Origin of the sequence: Streptomyces wedmorensis (assembly GCF_000716445.1) — a bacterium.
Taxonomy (GTDB): Bacteria; Actinomycetota; Actinomycetes; order Streptomycetales; family Streptomycetaceae; genus Streptomyces; species Streptomyces wedmorensis.
The window spans coordinates 119,002-135,080 of record NZ_JNWK01000011.1 but is presented as its reverse complement, the minus strand read 5'-3'; the positions used below and the strand labels follow the sequence as shown (position 1 = coordinate 135,080).

Here is a 16,079-nt window from a genome sequence, read left to right as displayed (position 1 = left end):
CGTGCACCTGGCGGGGACCCGCGCCTGAAGCGGAGATCCGGACGCGTAGTGAAGAAGAGGCCCCGCATCGCGGGGCCTCTTCTTCGTGGACGGGTGTACGGGAGCGCCCCGCGCCGGATGGGTGCATTCGCGTGGTGCCTCTGCGACGTCCCCGTCTGTACTGGTTCGTCTCCCTATGATCCGTCCCCATGTACCCCACATCCCTCGCCGCCGCGGTGCTCACGAGCGGGAACCGGACGATCGTGATCGCCGTGGCCGGTGTCGCCCTCGCCGCGCTCGTCGTCGCACGGCTCCTCGTCCGTCAGGTGCTCGCCGCCGGTCAGGGCACCGAGCGGATGAGGGAGATCGCCGCCGCCGTCCAGGAGGGGGCGAACGCCTACCTCGCGCGACAGCTGCGGACCGTGGCCGTCTTCGCGGCCGCCGTGTTCTTCCTGCTGATGCTGTTGCCCGCGGACAACTGGTCCCAGCGGGCCGGCCGGTCCCTGTTCTTCCTGGTCGGGGCGCTGTTCTCGGCGGTCACCGGGTACATCGGCATGCGGCTCGCCGTACGGGCCAACGTGCGGGTCGCGGCGGCGGCCAGGGAGGCCACTCCGGCGCCCGGCGAACCCGAGAAGGACCGGGCCGAGGTCGCGCACCGGGCCACCCGGATCGCGTTCCGCACGGGCGGGGTCGTCGGCATGTGCACCGTCGGCCTCGGCCTGCTCGGGGCCGCCTGCGTCGTCCTCGTCTACGCGGCCGACGCGCCGAAGGTCCTGGAGGGCTTCGGACTGGGGGCCGCGCTCATCGCCATGTTCATGAGGGTGGGCGGCGGCATCTTCACCAAGGCCGCCGACGTCGGCGCCGACCTGGTCGGCAAGGTCGAGCAGGGCATTCCGGAGGACGACCCGCGCAACGCCGCCACCATCGCCGACAACGTGGGCGACAACGTCGGCGACTGCGCGGGCATGGCGGCCGACCTCTTCGAGTCGTACGCCGTGACCCTGGTCGCCGCGCTCATCCTCGGCAAGGCGGCCTTCGGCGACCACGGCCTCGCGTTCCCCCTGATCGTCCCGGCGATCGGCGTGGTCACCGCGGTGATCGGCATCTTCGCGGTCTCTCCCCGGCGGTCGGACCGCAGCGGCATGAGCGCGATCAACCGGGGCTTCCTCGTCTCGGCGGTGGTCTCGCTGGCGCTGGTCGCCGTCGCCGCCTTCACGTACCTCCCGTCCTCGTACGCCGACCTCAAGGGCGTCACCGAGCCGGGCATCCCCGACCACGGCGGCGATCCGCGGGTCCTCGCCCTGGTCGCCGTGGCTCTCGGGATCGTCCTCGCCGCGCTCATCCAGCAGCTCACCGGCTACTTCACCGAGACGAGCCGGCGGCCGGTCAGGGACGTCGGCAAGTCCTCGCTCACCGGGCCCGCGACCGTCGTCCTCGCGGGCGTCGCCCTCGGCATGGAGTCCGCGGTCTACACGGCGCTGCTCATCGGGCTCACCGTGTACGGCGCGTTCCTGCTCGGCGGCGCGTCGATCATGCTGGCGCTGTTCGCGGTGGCGCTCGCCGGGACGGGGCTGCTCACCACCGTCGGCGTGATCGTGGCCATGGACACCTTCGGCCCGGTCGCCGACAACGCGCAGGGCATCGCGGAGATGTCCGGGGACGTCGAGGGCGCGGGCGCGCAGGTCCTCACCGAGCTGGACGCGGTCGGCAACACGACGAAGGCCATCACCAAGGGCATCGCCATCGCCACCGCCGTCCTGGCGGCCTCGGCGCTGTTCGGCTCGTACCGGGACGCCATCGCGACCTCGGTCGCCGACGTCGGGGACTTCGGCGGGAAGGCGGACGCGCTGACCCTCTCCATGGACATCTCGCAGCCCAACAACCTCTTCGGTCTCATCCTCGGCGCGGCCGTCGTCTTCCTCTTCTCGGGGCTGGCGATCAACGCGGTGTCCCGGTCGGCGGGATCGGTGGTGTACGAGGTGCGGCGGCAGTTCCGCGAGCACCCCGGGATCATGGACTTCACCGAGAAGCCGGAGTACGGGCGCGTCGTCGACATCTGCACCAGGGACGCGCTGCGCGAACTCGCCACGCCCGGGCTGCTCGCCGTGATGGCCCCGATCGCGGTCGGCTTCGCGCTCGGCGTCGGCCCGCTCGGCGCGTACCTCGCCGGCGCGATCGGCACCGGTGCGCTGATGGCGGTCTTCCTCGCCAACTCCGGTGGCGCGTGGGACAACGCGAAGAAGCTCGTCGAGGACGGCAACCACGGCGGCAAGGGCAGCGAGGCACACGCGGCGACCGTCATCGGGGACACGGTCGGCGACCCGTTCAAGGACACGGCGGGCCCGGCGATCAACCCGCTCCTGAAGGTGATGAACCTGGTCGCGCTGCTGATCGCCCCCGCGGTCGTACGGTTCGGATACGGCGACGACGCGAGCGCCGGACTGCGGGCGGCGGTGGCGGCGGTCGCGGTCGTCGTGATCGTCGCCGCGGTGCGGGTCTCCAAGAGGCGTTCGGTCGCGGTCGCCTGACGTGCGGTCCGGAGCCGGAACCGCCACTTCCCGGCGCCGAGTCGGCGGTCTCCTGACGGACGTTCCGCGGACGGAACCGGTGCTTCCAGGAATTGCGCCGGTGGCCTTCTGACGTGTCGTCCGTCTCATTTCCGCACGGATCGGGGCTGGTTGTGAGGCTCACCCCTTGGTTCAAAAGGCTGCAATGTGGGATGAATCAATCCTACGAAAGGTGGAAGTAGCCCGTTCGGCGTGTATGTTCCGGGGCCGAGAGCCTTGGAAGGGACCGATCCGTTGAACAAGAAGTTTGCGGCCGCACTGTCCGGCGGCGCGGTACTGGTGCTCGCGCTGTCGGGTTGCAGCGACGACGAGGGCGACAAGGTGGGTGACTGGGCGAAGACGTTCTGCGACCAGGCGAAGCCCCAGATCCAGAAGCGGGCCGACGCCCACCAGATCATCATCTCGACCGCGGCCGACAGCAAGCCGGCCGAGATCCAGGCCGCCGACTCGAAGGCGTTCCAGGACATCGCCGACGCCGACCGCGCCCTCGCCAAGGCCGTCGAGGCCGCCGGCGCGCCGCCCGTCGAGAACGGCGAGAAGGTCAAGCAGGACGCCATCAAGGAGCTCAACGCCACCGCGGTGGCCTACGAGGGGCTCAAGAAGCAGGTCGACGCGCTGGACCCGACGAACCAGCAGAAGTTCGCGGACGGCCTCCAGGGCGTCGCCGACGGCCTGACCAAGATCGAGAAGATGGACCAGAACGCCCTGTCGAAGCTGGAGGAGGGCCAGCTGGGCCAGGCGATGGCCAAGCAGCCCGGCTGCCAGAAGCCGACGGCCTCGGTCCCGCCGAAGGCCTCCGCCTCGCCGAACTCCGGTTCCGGCTCCTCGGACGGCTCGGGCACCGGCTCGGACCCGAGCAAGAAGCCGTCCGCCAAGCCCTCCGCCAAGCCCTCGGCGAGCAAGTCCGAGGAGTAGGACCCGGTCCCCGCGGACCCGGTGGCGGGGGCGATCGGCCGCCGGTCGCCGGGTCGGCGGCCCGGATGTCGGTGGCGGCCGTCACAATGGAGCGGTGAGTACGACCAGCCTGCCCCCCCGCCTCCCGGTGCCCGCGCACGCAGCCCGTCTGCGCGAGGCACTGCTCGCCGCCGGCTTCACCGCCGACGGACTGCTCGACCTGCTCGGCGCCCCGGCGTATTCGGCGCTCGCCCGCAGCGAGACCGTGCCCGCCCTGCGCGCCACCCGCGGCGACTCCCCGCTGGAGACCCTCGTCCGGCTCTTCCTGCTCCAGCAGCCCGTCGGCCACGACGTCGCGGCGGCGGCGCTGCCGCTGGAGGAGGCCGTCGACGACGGCTGGGTGGTCCGCGAGGACGACGACGTGCTCGCCACGGTCGACATCCGGCCGTACGGCGGCCCGGACGGCGAGGACTGGTTCATCGTCTCCGACCTGGGCTGCGCCGTCGGCGGCGCGGGCGGCATCGGCACGAAGGCCGAGGGCGTCGTCCTCGGCGTCGGCGGTGCCTCCACCACCCTCGCCGGGATCACGGTCCGTACGCCGGTCTCCTCCGCGCTCGACCTCGGCACCGGCTCCGGCATCCAGGCGCTGCACGCCGCGCAGCACGCCACCCTGGTCACCGCCACCGACCTCAACGCGCGCGCCCTGGACTTCACCCGGCTCACGCTCGCGCTCTCCGGTGCCCGGGAGGCCGAGCTGCTCGAAGGCTCGCTCTTCGAGCCGGTCGACGGCGACACGTACGACCTGATCGTCTCCAACCCTCCGTTCGTCATCTCCCCCGGCGCCCGGCTGACCTACCGGGACGGCGGGATGGGCGGCGACGACCTGTGCCGCACGCTCGTGCAGCAGGCGGGCGAGCGGCTCAACGACGGGGGATACGCCCAGTTCCTCGCCAACTGGCAGCACGTCGAGGGCGAGGAGTGGCAGGACCGGCTGCGGTCCTGGGTGCCGCGCGGCTGCGACGCCTGGATCGTCCAGCGCGAGGTCCAGGACGTCACCCAGTACGCCGAGCTCTGGCTGCGGGACAGCGGCGACCACCGCGGGGACCCGGACGCGTACCGGGCGGCGTACGACCGCTGGCTCGACGAGTTCGAGGCCCGCAGGACACGCGCGATCGGCTTCGGCTGGATCACGATCCGGCGCAACGACGCCGTGGCGTCCGGCGCGGTCGAGCCGTCGATCCTCGTCGAGGAGTGGCCGCACCCGGTCGAGCAGCCCCTCGGCCCCACCGTCCGCGCCCACTTCGAGCGCCAGGACTACCTGCGCTCCCACGACGACGCCGCACTCCTCGCCGACCGGTTCACGCTGGCGCCCGAGGTGATGCAGGAACAGGTCGGGCTGCCCGGCGCCGAGGACCCGGAGCACGTCGTGCTCCGGCAGAACCGGGGCATGCGCCGCGCCACGAAGGTCGACCACGTCGGCGCCGGGTTCGCGGGCGTCTGCGACGGCACGCTCAGCGCCGGCCGCATCCTCGACGCGATCGGGCAGCTCATGGGGGAGGACCCGGTCGTCCTGCGGGACCGCACCCCACAGGCGATCCGGCTGCTCGTGGAGGAGGGCTTCCTGCTGCCCGCCGGAGCGGAGTCCGCCGAGGAGCACGGCGCTTGATACGGATCGAACTGGACGAGGCCTCGCTCGGCGCGACCCGGATCGCGATCAGCCCGCTGCGCGACGCGTTCTGCTCCATGCACCTCGCGCTGCCGCACCGGCACCCCTCCTGGCCGTACCAGGAGTGGGTCGGGCAGGCGCGCGAGGTGTGGCGCGAGGACGACCGGCTGCGCCCGCTGTGGGACCTGTTCGCCGACGGGCGGTACGGCGTCTCCGACTTCCTGCTGCCCCGGCCGTTCGGCACGGTCCACGTCCACGAGGAGCTGGCAGCGCTGCGGGCCACCGACCCGGCGTTCGTCCGCGCCCAGGTGGCCGCCTGCTACCCCGGCATGGCCGAGGCGCCCTTCGTGCAGCCGTACCTGAAGGACCCGGAGGCGGCCTGCGCGGCCCTCGCCGACGCGTACGCGGCCTACTGGGAGGGCGCGGTCGAGCCGTACTGGCCGACGATGCGGCGGCTCGTCGAGGACGAGGTGCTGGTGCGGGCCAGGACGTTCGCGACCGAGGGCGTCGACGCGCTGTTCGCCGGCCTGGAGACGCGGGGGCGGTGGCAGCCGCCCGTACTCGAACTGACCAAGTACGTCGACGCCGAGTACGCGCCCGGAGAGCGGCGGCTCGTCCTCGTGCCGCTGGTCTTCGCCGAGGGCTGCCGGCTGTACTCGACGGACGACCCCGAGGTCTTCGCCCTCAGCTTCCAGGCCCGCGGCGCCGCCGCCCTGCGCGAACAGCCCGAGCCCGTCGCCGAGGACCGGCTCGGTCTGATGCTCGGCCGGGGCCGCGCGGCGGTCCTGCGCGAGCTGGGAGGCCCGCTGACCACGGCCGGGCTCGCCGACCGCCTCGGACTCGCGCCCAGCACGGTCTCCGAGCACCTGTCGGTCCTCTCCGAGGCCGGAGTCGTCACCCGGCACCGGGTCGGCCGTTCGGTCTACTACCAGCTCACCGACACCGGCCGCGCCCTGCTCGCGCTCCTCGCGGGGGAAGGCGTGCTGCACGCGGTGGCGTGAGAGCCGCGCACGGGCCGGGGCGCGCACGAGCCGCGGGCCGTGCGCGCGTGACGATTCGGGGGCTTCCGAATCGATGGATGCGGCCGGTGGACGGCTTCTACCGTCCGGCGCATGCTCGCAATCGAGGCGGACGCGCTGCGCCGCACCTACACCAGCAGGACCGGGTGGCCGAAGTCCCGGCGCACCGAGACCGAGGCCGTGCGCGGCGTCACCTTCGAGGTGGCGCCGGGTGAACTGTTCGGCCTGCTCGGGCCCAACGGCGCCGGGAAGACCACCACCATCAAGATGCTCAACACCCTGCTCCTGCCGACCTCCGGCACGGCGCGCGTGTTCGGGCACGACGTGGCCCGCGACCCCGTCGCCGTACGCCGCAGGATCGGGTACGTCTTCGGCGGCGACCGGGGCCTGTACGACCGGCTCTCCGCGCTCGACAACCTCCGCTACTTCGCCGAGCTGTACGGCGTCCCGGCCCGCGAGCAGAAGCGGCGCATCGCCGAACTCCTCGACCTGGTGGGCCTCCTGGGCCGGGAGAAGGAGCGCGTCGAGGGCTACTCGCGCGGCATGCGACAGCGTCTCCACATCGCCCGCGGCCTGCTGCACCGCCCCGACGTCCTCTTCCTCGACGAGCCGTCCATCGGCGTCGACCCCGTCGCCGCCCGCGACCTGCGCCGCACCGTCGCCGACCTGGCCGCGGCCGGCACCACCGTGCTGCTCACCACCCACTACATGGCCGAGGCCGACGAACTCTGCGACCGGATCGCCGTCATCGCGGGCGGCCGGATCCGCGCCCTCGGCACCCCCGACAGCCTCAAGTCCCTGGTGCGGGAACGGGACGTGCTGGAGATCGAGGCGTACGGGGTGGACGAGGAGCGCCTCGACCGGCTGAGGCGGGTGCCCGGGGTGCGGGGTGCGTCGGCCGAGGACCGGGGCGCCCTCCAGACGGTGACCGTGCAGACCGGCCGCGGAGCCTCCGACCTGCACGGACCCGTGCTCGCCGCGCTGGACGGCATCCGGATCGGGCGGGTCACGAGCCGTGAACCCTCCCTGGAGGACGCCTACATCGCGATCGTCGAGGAGGCGACGGGCGGCAGCGCGAGCCCCGCCCCGGCGGGCGAGGCGGAAGCGGCGGGACCCGCACCCGCCGGGGCCGCGGAGGCTCAGGGCGCCGCCGAGGCCCAGGGCACGGCGGAGGTGTCCGCGTGAGGCGCGTGTTGCGGCTGGTCGGCGTCGGGGTGCGGACGCACGTCTCGTACATGTCGCGCTCCCCGATCGAGATCACCTTCGCCGTCCTCGTCCCGATCGTCTACGCGACCCTCGCCGTCTACCTGTTCCGCGCCGCCGGCGACCCGGACCGGCTGCTCACGGCCTCCGTCGGGGCCGGACTCATGGGCATCTGGGGCTCGGTGCTCTTCGGCTCGGGCGGCGCCGTGCAGAACCAGCGCTGGCTCGGCACCCTGGAGACCCTGGTCGTCGCGCCGACGCCGCTCGCGCTCGTCCTGCTGCCGATCACCCTCGCGACCGCCGTCATCGGCACCTACGCGATGGGGGCGACGGTGCTGTGGGGCGTGCTGCTCTTCGACGTGCCGCTCGACTTCGCGCACCCGCTGCTCTTCCTGGTCGCCGTCCCGGTCTGCGTCCTGGCGCTCGGCATGATGGGGCTGCTGCTCGCCGCCACGTTCGTCCTGCTGCGCAACGCCAACGCCCTCGCCAACCCGCTCGACACCCCCGTCTGGCTGCTGTCCGGGCTCCTCGTGCCCGTGACGGTGCTGCCCGTCTGGACCCACCCGGTCTCCTGGGCGCTGCCCACGACCTGGGGCGCCCGGGCCGTGCACGCGGCGACCTCCGGCGGGGACGTCGGCGGGCCGCTGCTGGTGGCCGTCGCGCTCGGCGCCGCGTACGCCCTGGCCGCCGTCCTCGTCCTCGGTCGTGTGGAGCGCCGGGCGCGCGCCGCGGCCACCCTCGCCCTCACCTGAAAGGCCAGAGAGACATGTTCCGTTTCCTCGGCACCGCCCGGCTCGTCGTCGTCGGCGGGGCGATCTCCTACCGGGCCCTGTTCAACTGGACCACCCCGCCGATGTTCATCGGAACCCTGCTGGTGGGGCCGCTCCTCCAGGTTTTCTTCTTCGTCTTCCTGGGCAGGGAACTCGGTGTCGCCGACGACCGCTTCCACCTCGTCGGAAACGCCGTCCTCGCAGCTTCCGCCTCCTGCGTGTACGGCGGCACGATGGCCGTCGCGAACGAGCGGCGCTACGGCACCCTCGGGGCCGTCCTGCTCTCGCCCCGGCACCGGGTCCCGCTGTGGATCGGACGAGCCCTCCCGTACGTCCTCAACGGGCTGTTCGTCAGCGCCTTCGTGCTCACCACGGCCTCGCTGGTGCTCGGGCTGCCCGTGCCCGCCGGGGCGCTGCCCGGCCTCGGTCTGGTGCTGCTCGTCGCGGCGGGCGCCTGCTCGGCGTTCGGGCTGGCGCTCGGGGCGCTCGGGCTCCGCTTCCGTGACGTGTTCCTCGTGTCGAACGTGGCCAGTTCGGGGCTGCTCCTCCTGACGGGCGCCGCCGTGCCCCGGGAGACGCTGCCCGCGTGGATGCGGACGGCCGGCGACCTGCTGCCGCTCACGCACGCGGCGGACGCGGCCCGCGCGCTGACCGCCGGCGCCGGCCTCGACGGGGCGCTGCTCGGGGCCGAGCTCGCGGTCGGCGGCGGATGGGCGCTGCTCGCCGTCGTGCTGCTCGGGGTGTTCGAGCGCGGCAGCCGGCGCCGGGCCACGCTCGACACGATGTGACGGAAGAGACGCGACGTCAGGGGAGGGGCAGCGGGGAGGGGCGGGGCGAGGGGTGGGGGAGGAAGGGGGAGGGGAAAAAGAGGAGTGAGGAATGGGTCACTACCGGCCATCTTCGTGAAACCGCCCGGGGCGCCCCGCGTCGTTCACCCGGAATTCGCGCCCACGACGCCCGGAGGTGCCAGCCTCGGCCCCGGGAGACGAAGAACACCGCACGTGGACGGAACGGGGTACGGGCATGGAGAGCGGGCCGGCGATCTTCGCGGGGGCGGCGTTCACGCTGTTCGGAGGCGCGCTGCTGCTGTGGACCACCGTGCGCTCGCTGCACCGTGAGCCCGTGGTGTACGGGGTCGCCCCGCGCACCGCGGCCGCGCTGACGGGCCTCTCGGGTGCCGCCTTCCTGGCCCTCGGCCTCTGGTGCTTCGGCCGCCTCTGAGCCCTGCCCAGGTCCCGCCCGTGATCGGGCCGGCGACGGCCCCGGCCCGGGTGCCCGCCCCGCCCGTCCGACGGTCCGGGCGGCAGGAATGCCAAAACTCGGGTTACCGTTCGAGTGGCCGTTGCGGGCTTTCGCCGTTTGACACGGGGGCGGGTTGTACCGTCACACTCCGCAGCGACGGGAGCGTCACCGTCCGTGCCGCTGCCGTGCGTGCCAGTGCCGTACGTGCCAAGAGAGTGTCGATCCCGGAGAGAAGAGCGAAGTTGTCCCCGACCAGCGAGACCGCACCCGGCGGCCGCCGACTCGTCATCGTCGAGTCGCCTGCCAAGGCGAAGACGATCAAGGGCTACCTCGGCCCCGGCTACGTCGTCGAGGCGAGCGTCGGGCACATCCGCGACCTCCCCTCCGGCGCCGCCGAGGTGCCGGAGAAGTACACCGGCGAGGTGCGCCGCCTCGGGGTCGACGTCGAGCACGACTTCCAGCCCATCTACGTCGTCAACGCCGACAAGAAGGCGCAGGTCAGGAAGCTCAAGGAGCTCCTCGCCGAGTCCGACGAACTCTTCCTCGCCACCGATGAGGACCGCGAGGGCGAGGCCATCGCGTGGCACCTCCAGGAAGTCCTGAAGCCCAAGGTCCCGGTCCACCGGATGGTCTTCCACGAGATCACCAAGGACGCGATCCGCGAGGCCGTCGCCAACCCGCGCGAGCTGAACCAGCGCATGGTCGACGCCCAGGAGACCCGCCGCATCCTCGACCGGCTGTACGGCTACGAGGTCTCGCCGGTCCTGTGGAAGAAGGTCATGCCGCGGCTGTCCGCCGGCCGCGTGCAGTCCGTCGCCACCCGTCTCGTCGTCGAGCGGGAGCGCGAGCGCATCGCCTTCCGCTCCGCCGAGTACTGGGACCTCACCGGCACCTTCGGCACCGGCCGCACCGGTGACGCCTCCGACCCGTCCTCGCTGGTCGCACGCCTCGCGTCGGTCGACGGCAAGCGGGTCGCGCAGGGCCGTGACTTCGGCGCCGACGGCCGGCTGAAGACCGAGAGCGTCCTCCATCTGGACGAGGCGAACGCGCGGGCCCTGGCCGCCGCGCTCGCCGACACCGCGTTCTCCGTGCGCTCGGTCGAGTCGAAGCCGTACCGCCGCTCGCCGTACGCGCCCTTCCGGACCACGACCCTCCAGCAGGAGGCGAGCCGCAAGCTGGGCTTCGGTGCGAAGGCGACCATGCAGGTGGCGCAGAAGCTGTACGAGAACGGCTTCATCACCTACATGCGTACGGACTCCACGATCCTGTCCGACACCGCCGTCGCGGCGGCCCGGGCCCAGGTCACGCAGCTGTACGGCGCCGACTACCTGCCGGAGAAGCCCCGCGTCTACGCGGGCAAGGTCAAGAACGCGCAGGAGGCGCACGAGGCGATTCGCCCTTCGGGTGATCGTTTCCGCACCCCGGCGGAGACCGGCCTGACCGGCGACCAGTTCCGTCTCTACGAACTCATCTGGAAGCGGACCGTCGCCTCCCAGATGAAGGACGCCACCGGCAACTCGGTCACCGTGAAGATCGGCGGCCGCGCGGCCGACGGCCGCGACGCCGAGTTCAGCGCGTCCGGCAAGACGATCACCTTCCACGGCTTCATGAAGGCGTACGTGGAGGGGGCCGACGACCCGAACGCGGAGCTCGACGACCGCGAGCGGCGCCTGCCGCAGGTCGCCCAGGGCGACGCCCTGACGGCCGACGAGATCACGGCCGACGGGCACGCGACCAAGCCGCCGGCCCGCTACACCGAGGCCTCGCTGGTCAAGGAGCTCGAAGAGCGCGAGATCGGCCGCCCGTCGACGTACGCGTCGATCATCGGCACCATCCTCGACCGCGGCTACGTCTTCAAGAAGGGCACGGCCCTCGTGCCGTCCTTCCTGAGCTTCGCCGTCGTCAACCTCCTGGAGAAGCACTTCGGGCGGCTCGTCGACTACGACTTCACCGCCCGGATGGAGGACGACCTCGACCGCATCGCGCGGGGCGAAGCCCAGTCCGTGCCGTGGCTGAAGCGTTTCTACTTCGGTGAGGGCGAGGCCGGCACGGCCGCCTCCGGCGGTGCGGCGGACGCCGGGAACGGCGACGGCGACCACCTCGGCGGCCTCAAGGAACTCGTCACCGACCTCGGCGCCATCGACGCCCGCGAGATCTCCTCGTTCCCCGTCGGCAACGGCATCGTGCTCCGCGTCGGCCGCTACGGCCCGTACGTCGAGCGCGGCGAGAAGGACGCCGAGGGCCACCAGCGCGCCGACGTCCCCGACGACCTCGCGCCCGACGAGCTGACCGTCGAGCACGCCGAGGAACTGCTCGCCAAGCCGAGCGGCGACTTCGAGCTGGGCACCGACCCGGTCAGCGGCAACCAGATCGTCGCGAAGGACGGCCGCTACGGCCCGTACGTCACCGAGATCCTGCCCGAGGGCACCCCGAAGACCGGCAAGAACGCGGTGAAGCCGCGCACGGCCTCCCTCTTCAAGTCGATGGCCCTCGACACCGTCACCCTGGAGGACGCGCTCCGGCTGATGTCCCTGCCCAGGGTCGTCGGCGCGGACGCCGAGGGCGTCGAGATCACCGCGCAGAACGGCCGCTACGGCCCGTACCTGAAGAAGGGCACGGACTCGCGGTCGCTCACCGAGGAGGAGCAGCTCTTCACGATCACCCTCGAAGAGGCGCTCGCGATCTACGCCCAGCCGAAGCAGCGTGGCCGGGCCGCGGCCAAGCCGCCGCTGAAGGAGCTGGGCACCGACCCGGTCAGCGAGAAGCCCGTGGTCGTCAAGGACGGCCGCTTCGGCCCGTACGTGACCGACGGCGAGACCAACGCCACCCTGCGCACCGGCGACAGCGTGGAGGACATCACGCCGGAGCGCGGCTACGAGCTCCTCGCGGAGAAGCGGGCCAAGGGACCGGCGAAGAAAGCCGCCAAGAAGGCCCCGGCGAAGAAGGCCACCGCGAAGAAGACGGCCACCAAGACCGCGGCGAAGAAGACCACCACCGCCAAGAAGACCGCCGCGAAGAAGACCACGACGGCGAAGAAGACGACCACCGCCAAGAAGACGGCGGCGGCCAAGCCGGAGTAGTACCCACCGCGCCGGACGGCGGCGCGGAGCGCTCGCGGAACCGCCCGGTACGCCGGGCGGAGGGCGCGCGGGACGACGGGGGCGGAGACCGGGTGTCTCCGCCCCCGTCGCCGTCCCGTCACAGCCTCGTCCGGATGTTCGGGCGGAGGCCGCGGTGAGCGAGGGCGTCCGGATAGGGTGGACGGATGACGCGAGCAGAGCAGCCAGACCGCCTCGGTGATTCCGACGCCGCCCTCGTCGCGGATTCCCGGGAGCGCGCCGTCAGCGCCCTCTTGCGCCACCAGCCGCTGCGCCGGCTGTGGAGCGCCCACGCGCTCGGCAGCACCGGCGACGCCCTCGCCCTCCTCGTGCTCGTCCTCCTCGGCCTGCAGGCGGCCGTCTCCGAGGGCGCGCTCGGGGGCGGCTACCGGGGCGCCGCGTTCGCCGTGGCCGCCGTCGTCGGCGCGCGCCTGCTGGCCACGGTCGTCTTCGGAGCGGTCCTGCTCGGACCGCTGACCGCGCTCACCGGCCCCGGCGGCGCCCTCGACCGGCGCTGGACCATGATCGGCGCCGACGGGGTGCGGATCGCGCTGCTCGTCGTCGCCCCGCTGTGGATCGACTGGACCCCCTCGGCCGCGCTCTGGTACCTGCTCGGCACCGTCTTCGTCACCGGTGCGGCCGAGCGGCTCTGGACGATCGGCCGCGAGAGCGCCGCGCCCGCGCTGCTGCCCGCACCGCCGCTGGAGGGCGCCGCCGTACGGCCGCTGCCCGACCACCTCGGCGCCCTGCGCAGGCTCTCGCAGCGCACCGGCTTCCTCGCCGTCCCGGCCGCGGCCGCCGCCCTGCTCGTCGCGACCCTCATCGGGAACCTGCTCGGCGCCGGACTCGACTGGTTCTCGCTGCACCAGGCCGCCCTCGGCTCGTACGTCGCCGCCGGGCTCTTCGCCGCCTCCGTCACCGTCGTGTACGCCATGGCGCTGCCCGGCGGGGAGACGCCCCGGCCCCGTTCGCCCCTCGAAGGCCTGCGCCGTCCGACCGCCGGGAAGGGCACCGCGCCGGACGGGAAGGCCGCGGCCGAGAAGGGCCGCACCGGCGCCCTGCCGCTGCTCGTCCTGACCTGCGCCACCGTCGCCGGGGCCATCGCCGCCGCCGCGTCCGTCGCCGTCCTCCACGCGTACGACCTGGGCGGCGGCCCCGTCACGTACGCGCTGCTCGTCCTGGCGCTCAGCGGCGCCACCGCCGTCGGCATCCGCACCGCCGGCTCCGTCCTGCCCGTCCTGTCCCGGCGCCGGCTGCTGGCCCTGGTCACCGCCGTCACCGGTGTCGCCCTGATCGCGATGGGCCTGGTGCCCGACACGGCGACCGTGCTGTTCCTCGCCGTCCTCGCCGGGTACGCCGCCGGGGTCGCCGCGAACACCGGCCACCACCTCGTCGACCAGGAGACCGAGGAGCCCCGCCGGGCCCGGACCACCGAACACCTCCAGGCCGCAGCCCGCGTCGGCATGGCCGTCGGCGCGCTCGCCGCGCCGCTCCTCGCCGCCGCGATCGGCCCGCACCGGCTCGCCTCCGGCGACTTCGTCCTCGCGCACGGCGGCGCCGCCTTCACGCTCGTCCTCGTCGGCGCCCTGCTGCTGCCCGTCGCCGCGCTCGTCCTCGCGAAGACCGACGACCGCGCCGGGGTACCGCTCCGCCGCGACCTGCGCGACGCGCTGCGCGGCTCCGACCCGGTCCAGGCGCCCTCCACGACCGGCTTCTTCATCGCCCTGGAGGGCGGCGACGGCGCCGGTAAGTCCACGCAGGTCCAGGCCCTCGCCGACTGGATCCGCGCCAAGGGCCACGAGGTCGTCGTCACCCGCGAGCCCGGCGCCACCCCGATCGGCAAGCGGCTCCGCTCGATCCTCCTCGACGTGTCGTCGGCGGGGCTCTCGAACCGCGCCGAGGCCCTGCTGTACGCGGCCGACCGCGCCGAGCACGTCGACTCCCTGGTCCGACCGGCCCTGGAGCGGGGCGCGATCGTCCTCTCCGACCGGTACATCGACTCGTCCGTGGCCTACCAGGGCGCGGGCCGCGACCTGTCCCCGACCGAGATCGCCCGCATCTCCCGCTGGGCGACCAGCGGACTCGTCCCGCACCTGACCGTGGTGCTCGACGTCTCCCCGGAGACCGCGAGGGAACGGTTCACCGAGGCCCCCGACCGGCTGGAGTCCGAGCCGCCGGAGTTCCACGCGCGCGTACGGGCCGGGTTCCTCGCCCTCGCGGCCGCCGACCCGAGCCGCTACCTCGTCGTCGACGCCGGCCAGGAGCCGGAGGCCGTCACCACCGTCGTACGCCACCGGCTCGACCGGATGCTGCCGCTCTCCGAGGCCGAGGTGAAGGCCGCCGAGGAGGCGCGCCGGAAGGCCGAGGAGGACGCCCGCCGCCAGGCCGAGGAAGAGGCCGCCCGCAAGGCCGAGGAGGAGCGCCTGGAGCGAGAGCGGCAGGCGCAGCTCGCCAAGCTCCGCGCCGAGGAGGAGGAGCGCAAGCGGCGCGAGGAGGAAGAGGCCCGCCGCGTGGAGGCCGAACGGCAGGCGGAGGAGGCCCGCCGCCAGGCCGAGGAGGCCCGGATCGCCGCGGAGCTCGCCGCCGAGGAGGAGCGCAAGCGCCTCGCCGCCGAGGAGAAGGCCCGCCAGGAGGAGCAGGAGCGGCTCCGCAAGGAGGCCGAGGAGGAGGCCCGGCTCCGGGCGGAGGCCGAGGAACGCCGCCTGGAGAAGCAGCGCAAGGCCGAAGAGGCACTGCTCCGCGCCGAGGAGGCCCGCCGGATGGCCGAGGCCGCCGCCGCCGCGAAGGCGGCCGAGGAGGCCGCGGTGCGGGCGGCCGCGGAGAAGGTCGCGGCCGAGGCCGCCGCCAAGGCCGCAGCCGAGAAGGCGGCGGCGGAACGAGCCGCCGCCGAGCAGGCCGCCGCCCAGCGGGCCGCCGCCACGAAGGCCGCCCAGGAGAAGGCCGCCACCGAGCGGGCCGCCGCGGAGAAGGCCGCGGCGGAGCGGGCCGAGGCGGCGAAGGCAGCCGCGGAGAAGAAGGCCGAGGCCGAGCGACTGGCCGCCGAGAAGGCGGCCCGTGCCGCCGAGGAGTCGGCGAACGAGGTCACCGTGGAGACCCCGATCGTGAAGCCGGACGCGGTCACCGTGGAGACCCCGATCGTGAAGCCGGACGAGCCGAAGGTCTCGCCGAACGAGGTCACCGTGGCCACCCCCGTCGTACGGCCCGCGGCCGACGAGACGGCCGTCCTGCCCCGGGTCCGGGAGACCCGGGACGCCGACGAGACCGCGGTCCTGCCTCCCGTACGCGACACCGCTCCGGTACGTGCCCCCCGCGCGTCCGACCCCGCCGACCGGGTCCCGCAGGGCATCTTCCGCGACGAGCGCGACGAGCCGTACGGGGCGAACGACCGCACCCGCGAGCTGCCCCAGCTCGACGAGAACGGCCGGCCCCGCCGCCGCTCCGACTGGGCCGAGGAGACCCCGCTCGACGACCTGCCGACCCTCGCCGACGAGCTGTTCGGCCCGCACGACGACGAGGACGACGGCCGCCGCCGCTGAACGTCCCCCGGCGGGGGTGTGGCCGGCTTCGCGCCCGGTGGGGGGTGTAGCTAGCTCCACCCCCCACCCGGAAGCCAGCCCCATACCGATGTGACCTGCGCTTTT

At 73.5% G+C, this 16,079-nt stretch carries 10 protein-coding genes; all 10 read left to right on the top strand.

The window, feature by feature from the left end:
• Positions 1-188 precede the first annotated feature (188 nt).
• Positions 189-2,507, top strand: coding sequence for a sodium-translocating pyrophosphatase (locus OO54_RS12145; protein WP_033202861.1), 2,319 nt, complete (start codon positions 189-191; stop codon positions 2,505-2,507).
• A gap of 273 nt (positions 2,508-2,780) precedes the next feature.
• On the top strand, positions 2,781-3,461 hold the full coding sequence (locus tag OO54_RS12140; protein WP_033202860.1) for a hypothetical protein: 681 nt from the start codon (positions 2,781-2,783) through the stop codon (positions 3,459-3,461).
• Between the two features lie 94 nt (positions 3,462-3,555).
• Positions 3,556-5,106 (top strand): N5-glutamine methyltransferase family protein, encoded by a 1,551-nt coding sequence (locus OO54_RS12135; RefSeq protein ID WP_051786876.1) that lies wholly within the window; start codon positions 3,556-3,558, stop codon positions 5,104-5,106.
• Positions 5,103-6,107, top strand: a complete 1,005-nt coding sequence (locus OO54_RS12130; protein WP_033202859.1) for an ArsR/SmtB family transcription factor — start codon at positions 5,103-5,105, stop codon at positions 6,105-6,107. The genes OO54_RS12135 and OO54_RS12130 overlap by 4 nt, the downstream gene beginning before the upstream one ends.
• 111 nt (positions 6,108-6,218) lie before the next feature.
• A complete protein-coding gene (locus tag OO54_RS12125) occupies positions 6,219-7,310 on the top strand; it encodes an ABC transporter ATP-binding protein (protein ID WP_033202858.1) in 1,092 nt (363 codons plus the stop codon).
• Positions 7,307-8,080: an ABC transporter permease gene (locus tag OO54_RS12120; RefSeq protein ID WP_033202857.1), complete on the top strand. Its 774-nt coding sequence runs from the start codon at positions 7,307-7,309 to the stop codon at positions 8,078-8,080. Before OO54_RS12125 ends, OO54_RS12120 begins: the two co-directional genes overlap by 4 nt.
• A 14-nt stretch (positions 8,081-8,094) precedes the next feature.
• Positions 8,095-8,886, top strand: a complete 792-nt coding sequence (locus tag OO54_RS12115; RefSeq protein ID WP_051786875.1) for an ABC transporter permease — start codon at positions 8,095-8,097, stop codon at positions 8,884-8,886.
• A gap of 235 nt (positions 8,887-9,121) precedes the next feature.
• Positions 9,122-9,319, top strand: coding sequence for a hypothetical protein (locus OO54_RS12110; RefSeq protein ID WP_017240114.1), 198 nt, complete (start codon positions 9,122-9,124; stop codon positions 9,317-9,319).
• A 263-nt stretch (positions 9,320-9,582) separates the two neighbouring features.
• Positions 9,583-12,420, top strand: coding sequence for a type I DNA topoisomerase (gene topA, locus OO54_RS12105; RefSeq protein WP_033202856.1), 2,838 nt, complete (start codon positions 9,583-9,585; stop codon positions 12,418-12,420).
• Between the two features lie 185 nt (positions 12,421-12,605).
• Complete coding sequence (tmk, locus tag OO54_RS12100) at positions 12,606-15,974, top strand: dTMP kinase (RefSeq protein ID WP_200146803.1); 3,369 nt, start codon at positions 12,606-12,608, stop codon at positions 15,972-15,974.
• The last annotated feature ends 105 nt before the right edge of the window (positions 15,975-16,079 follow it).

Excerpts from the sequence above, each read along its gene's own strand:
- OO54_RS12145 (WP_033202861.1), top strand. The coding sequence starts at position 189 with ATGTACCCCACATCCCTCGCCGCCGCGGTGCTCACGAGCGGGAACCGG.
- OO54_RS12125 (WP_033202858.1), top strand. The coding sequence starts at position 6,219 with ATGCTCGCAATCGAGGCGGACGCGCTGCGCCGCACCTACACCAGCAGG.
- OO54_RS12115 (WP_051786875.1), top strand. The coding sequence starts at position 8,095 with ATGTTCCGTTTCCTCGGCACCGCCCGGCTCGTCGTCGTCGGCGGGGCG.
- OO54_RS12110 (WP_017240114.1), top strand. The coding sequence starts at position 9,122 with ATGGAGAGCGGGCCGGCGATCTTCGCGGGGGCGGCGTTCACGCTGTTC.
- tmk (WP_200146803.1), top strand. The coding sequence starts at position 12,606 with ATGACGCGAGCAGAGCAGCCAGACCGCCTCGGTGATTCCGACGCCGCC.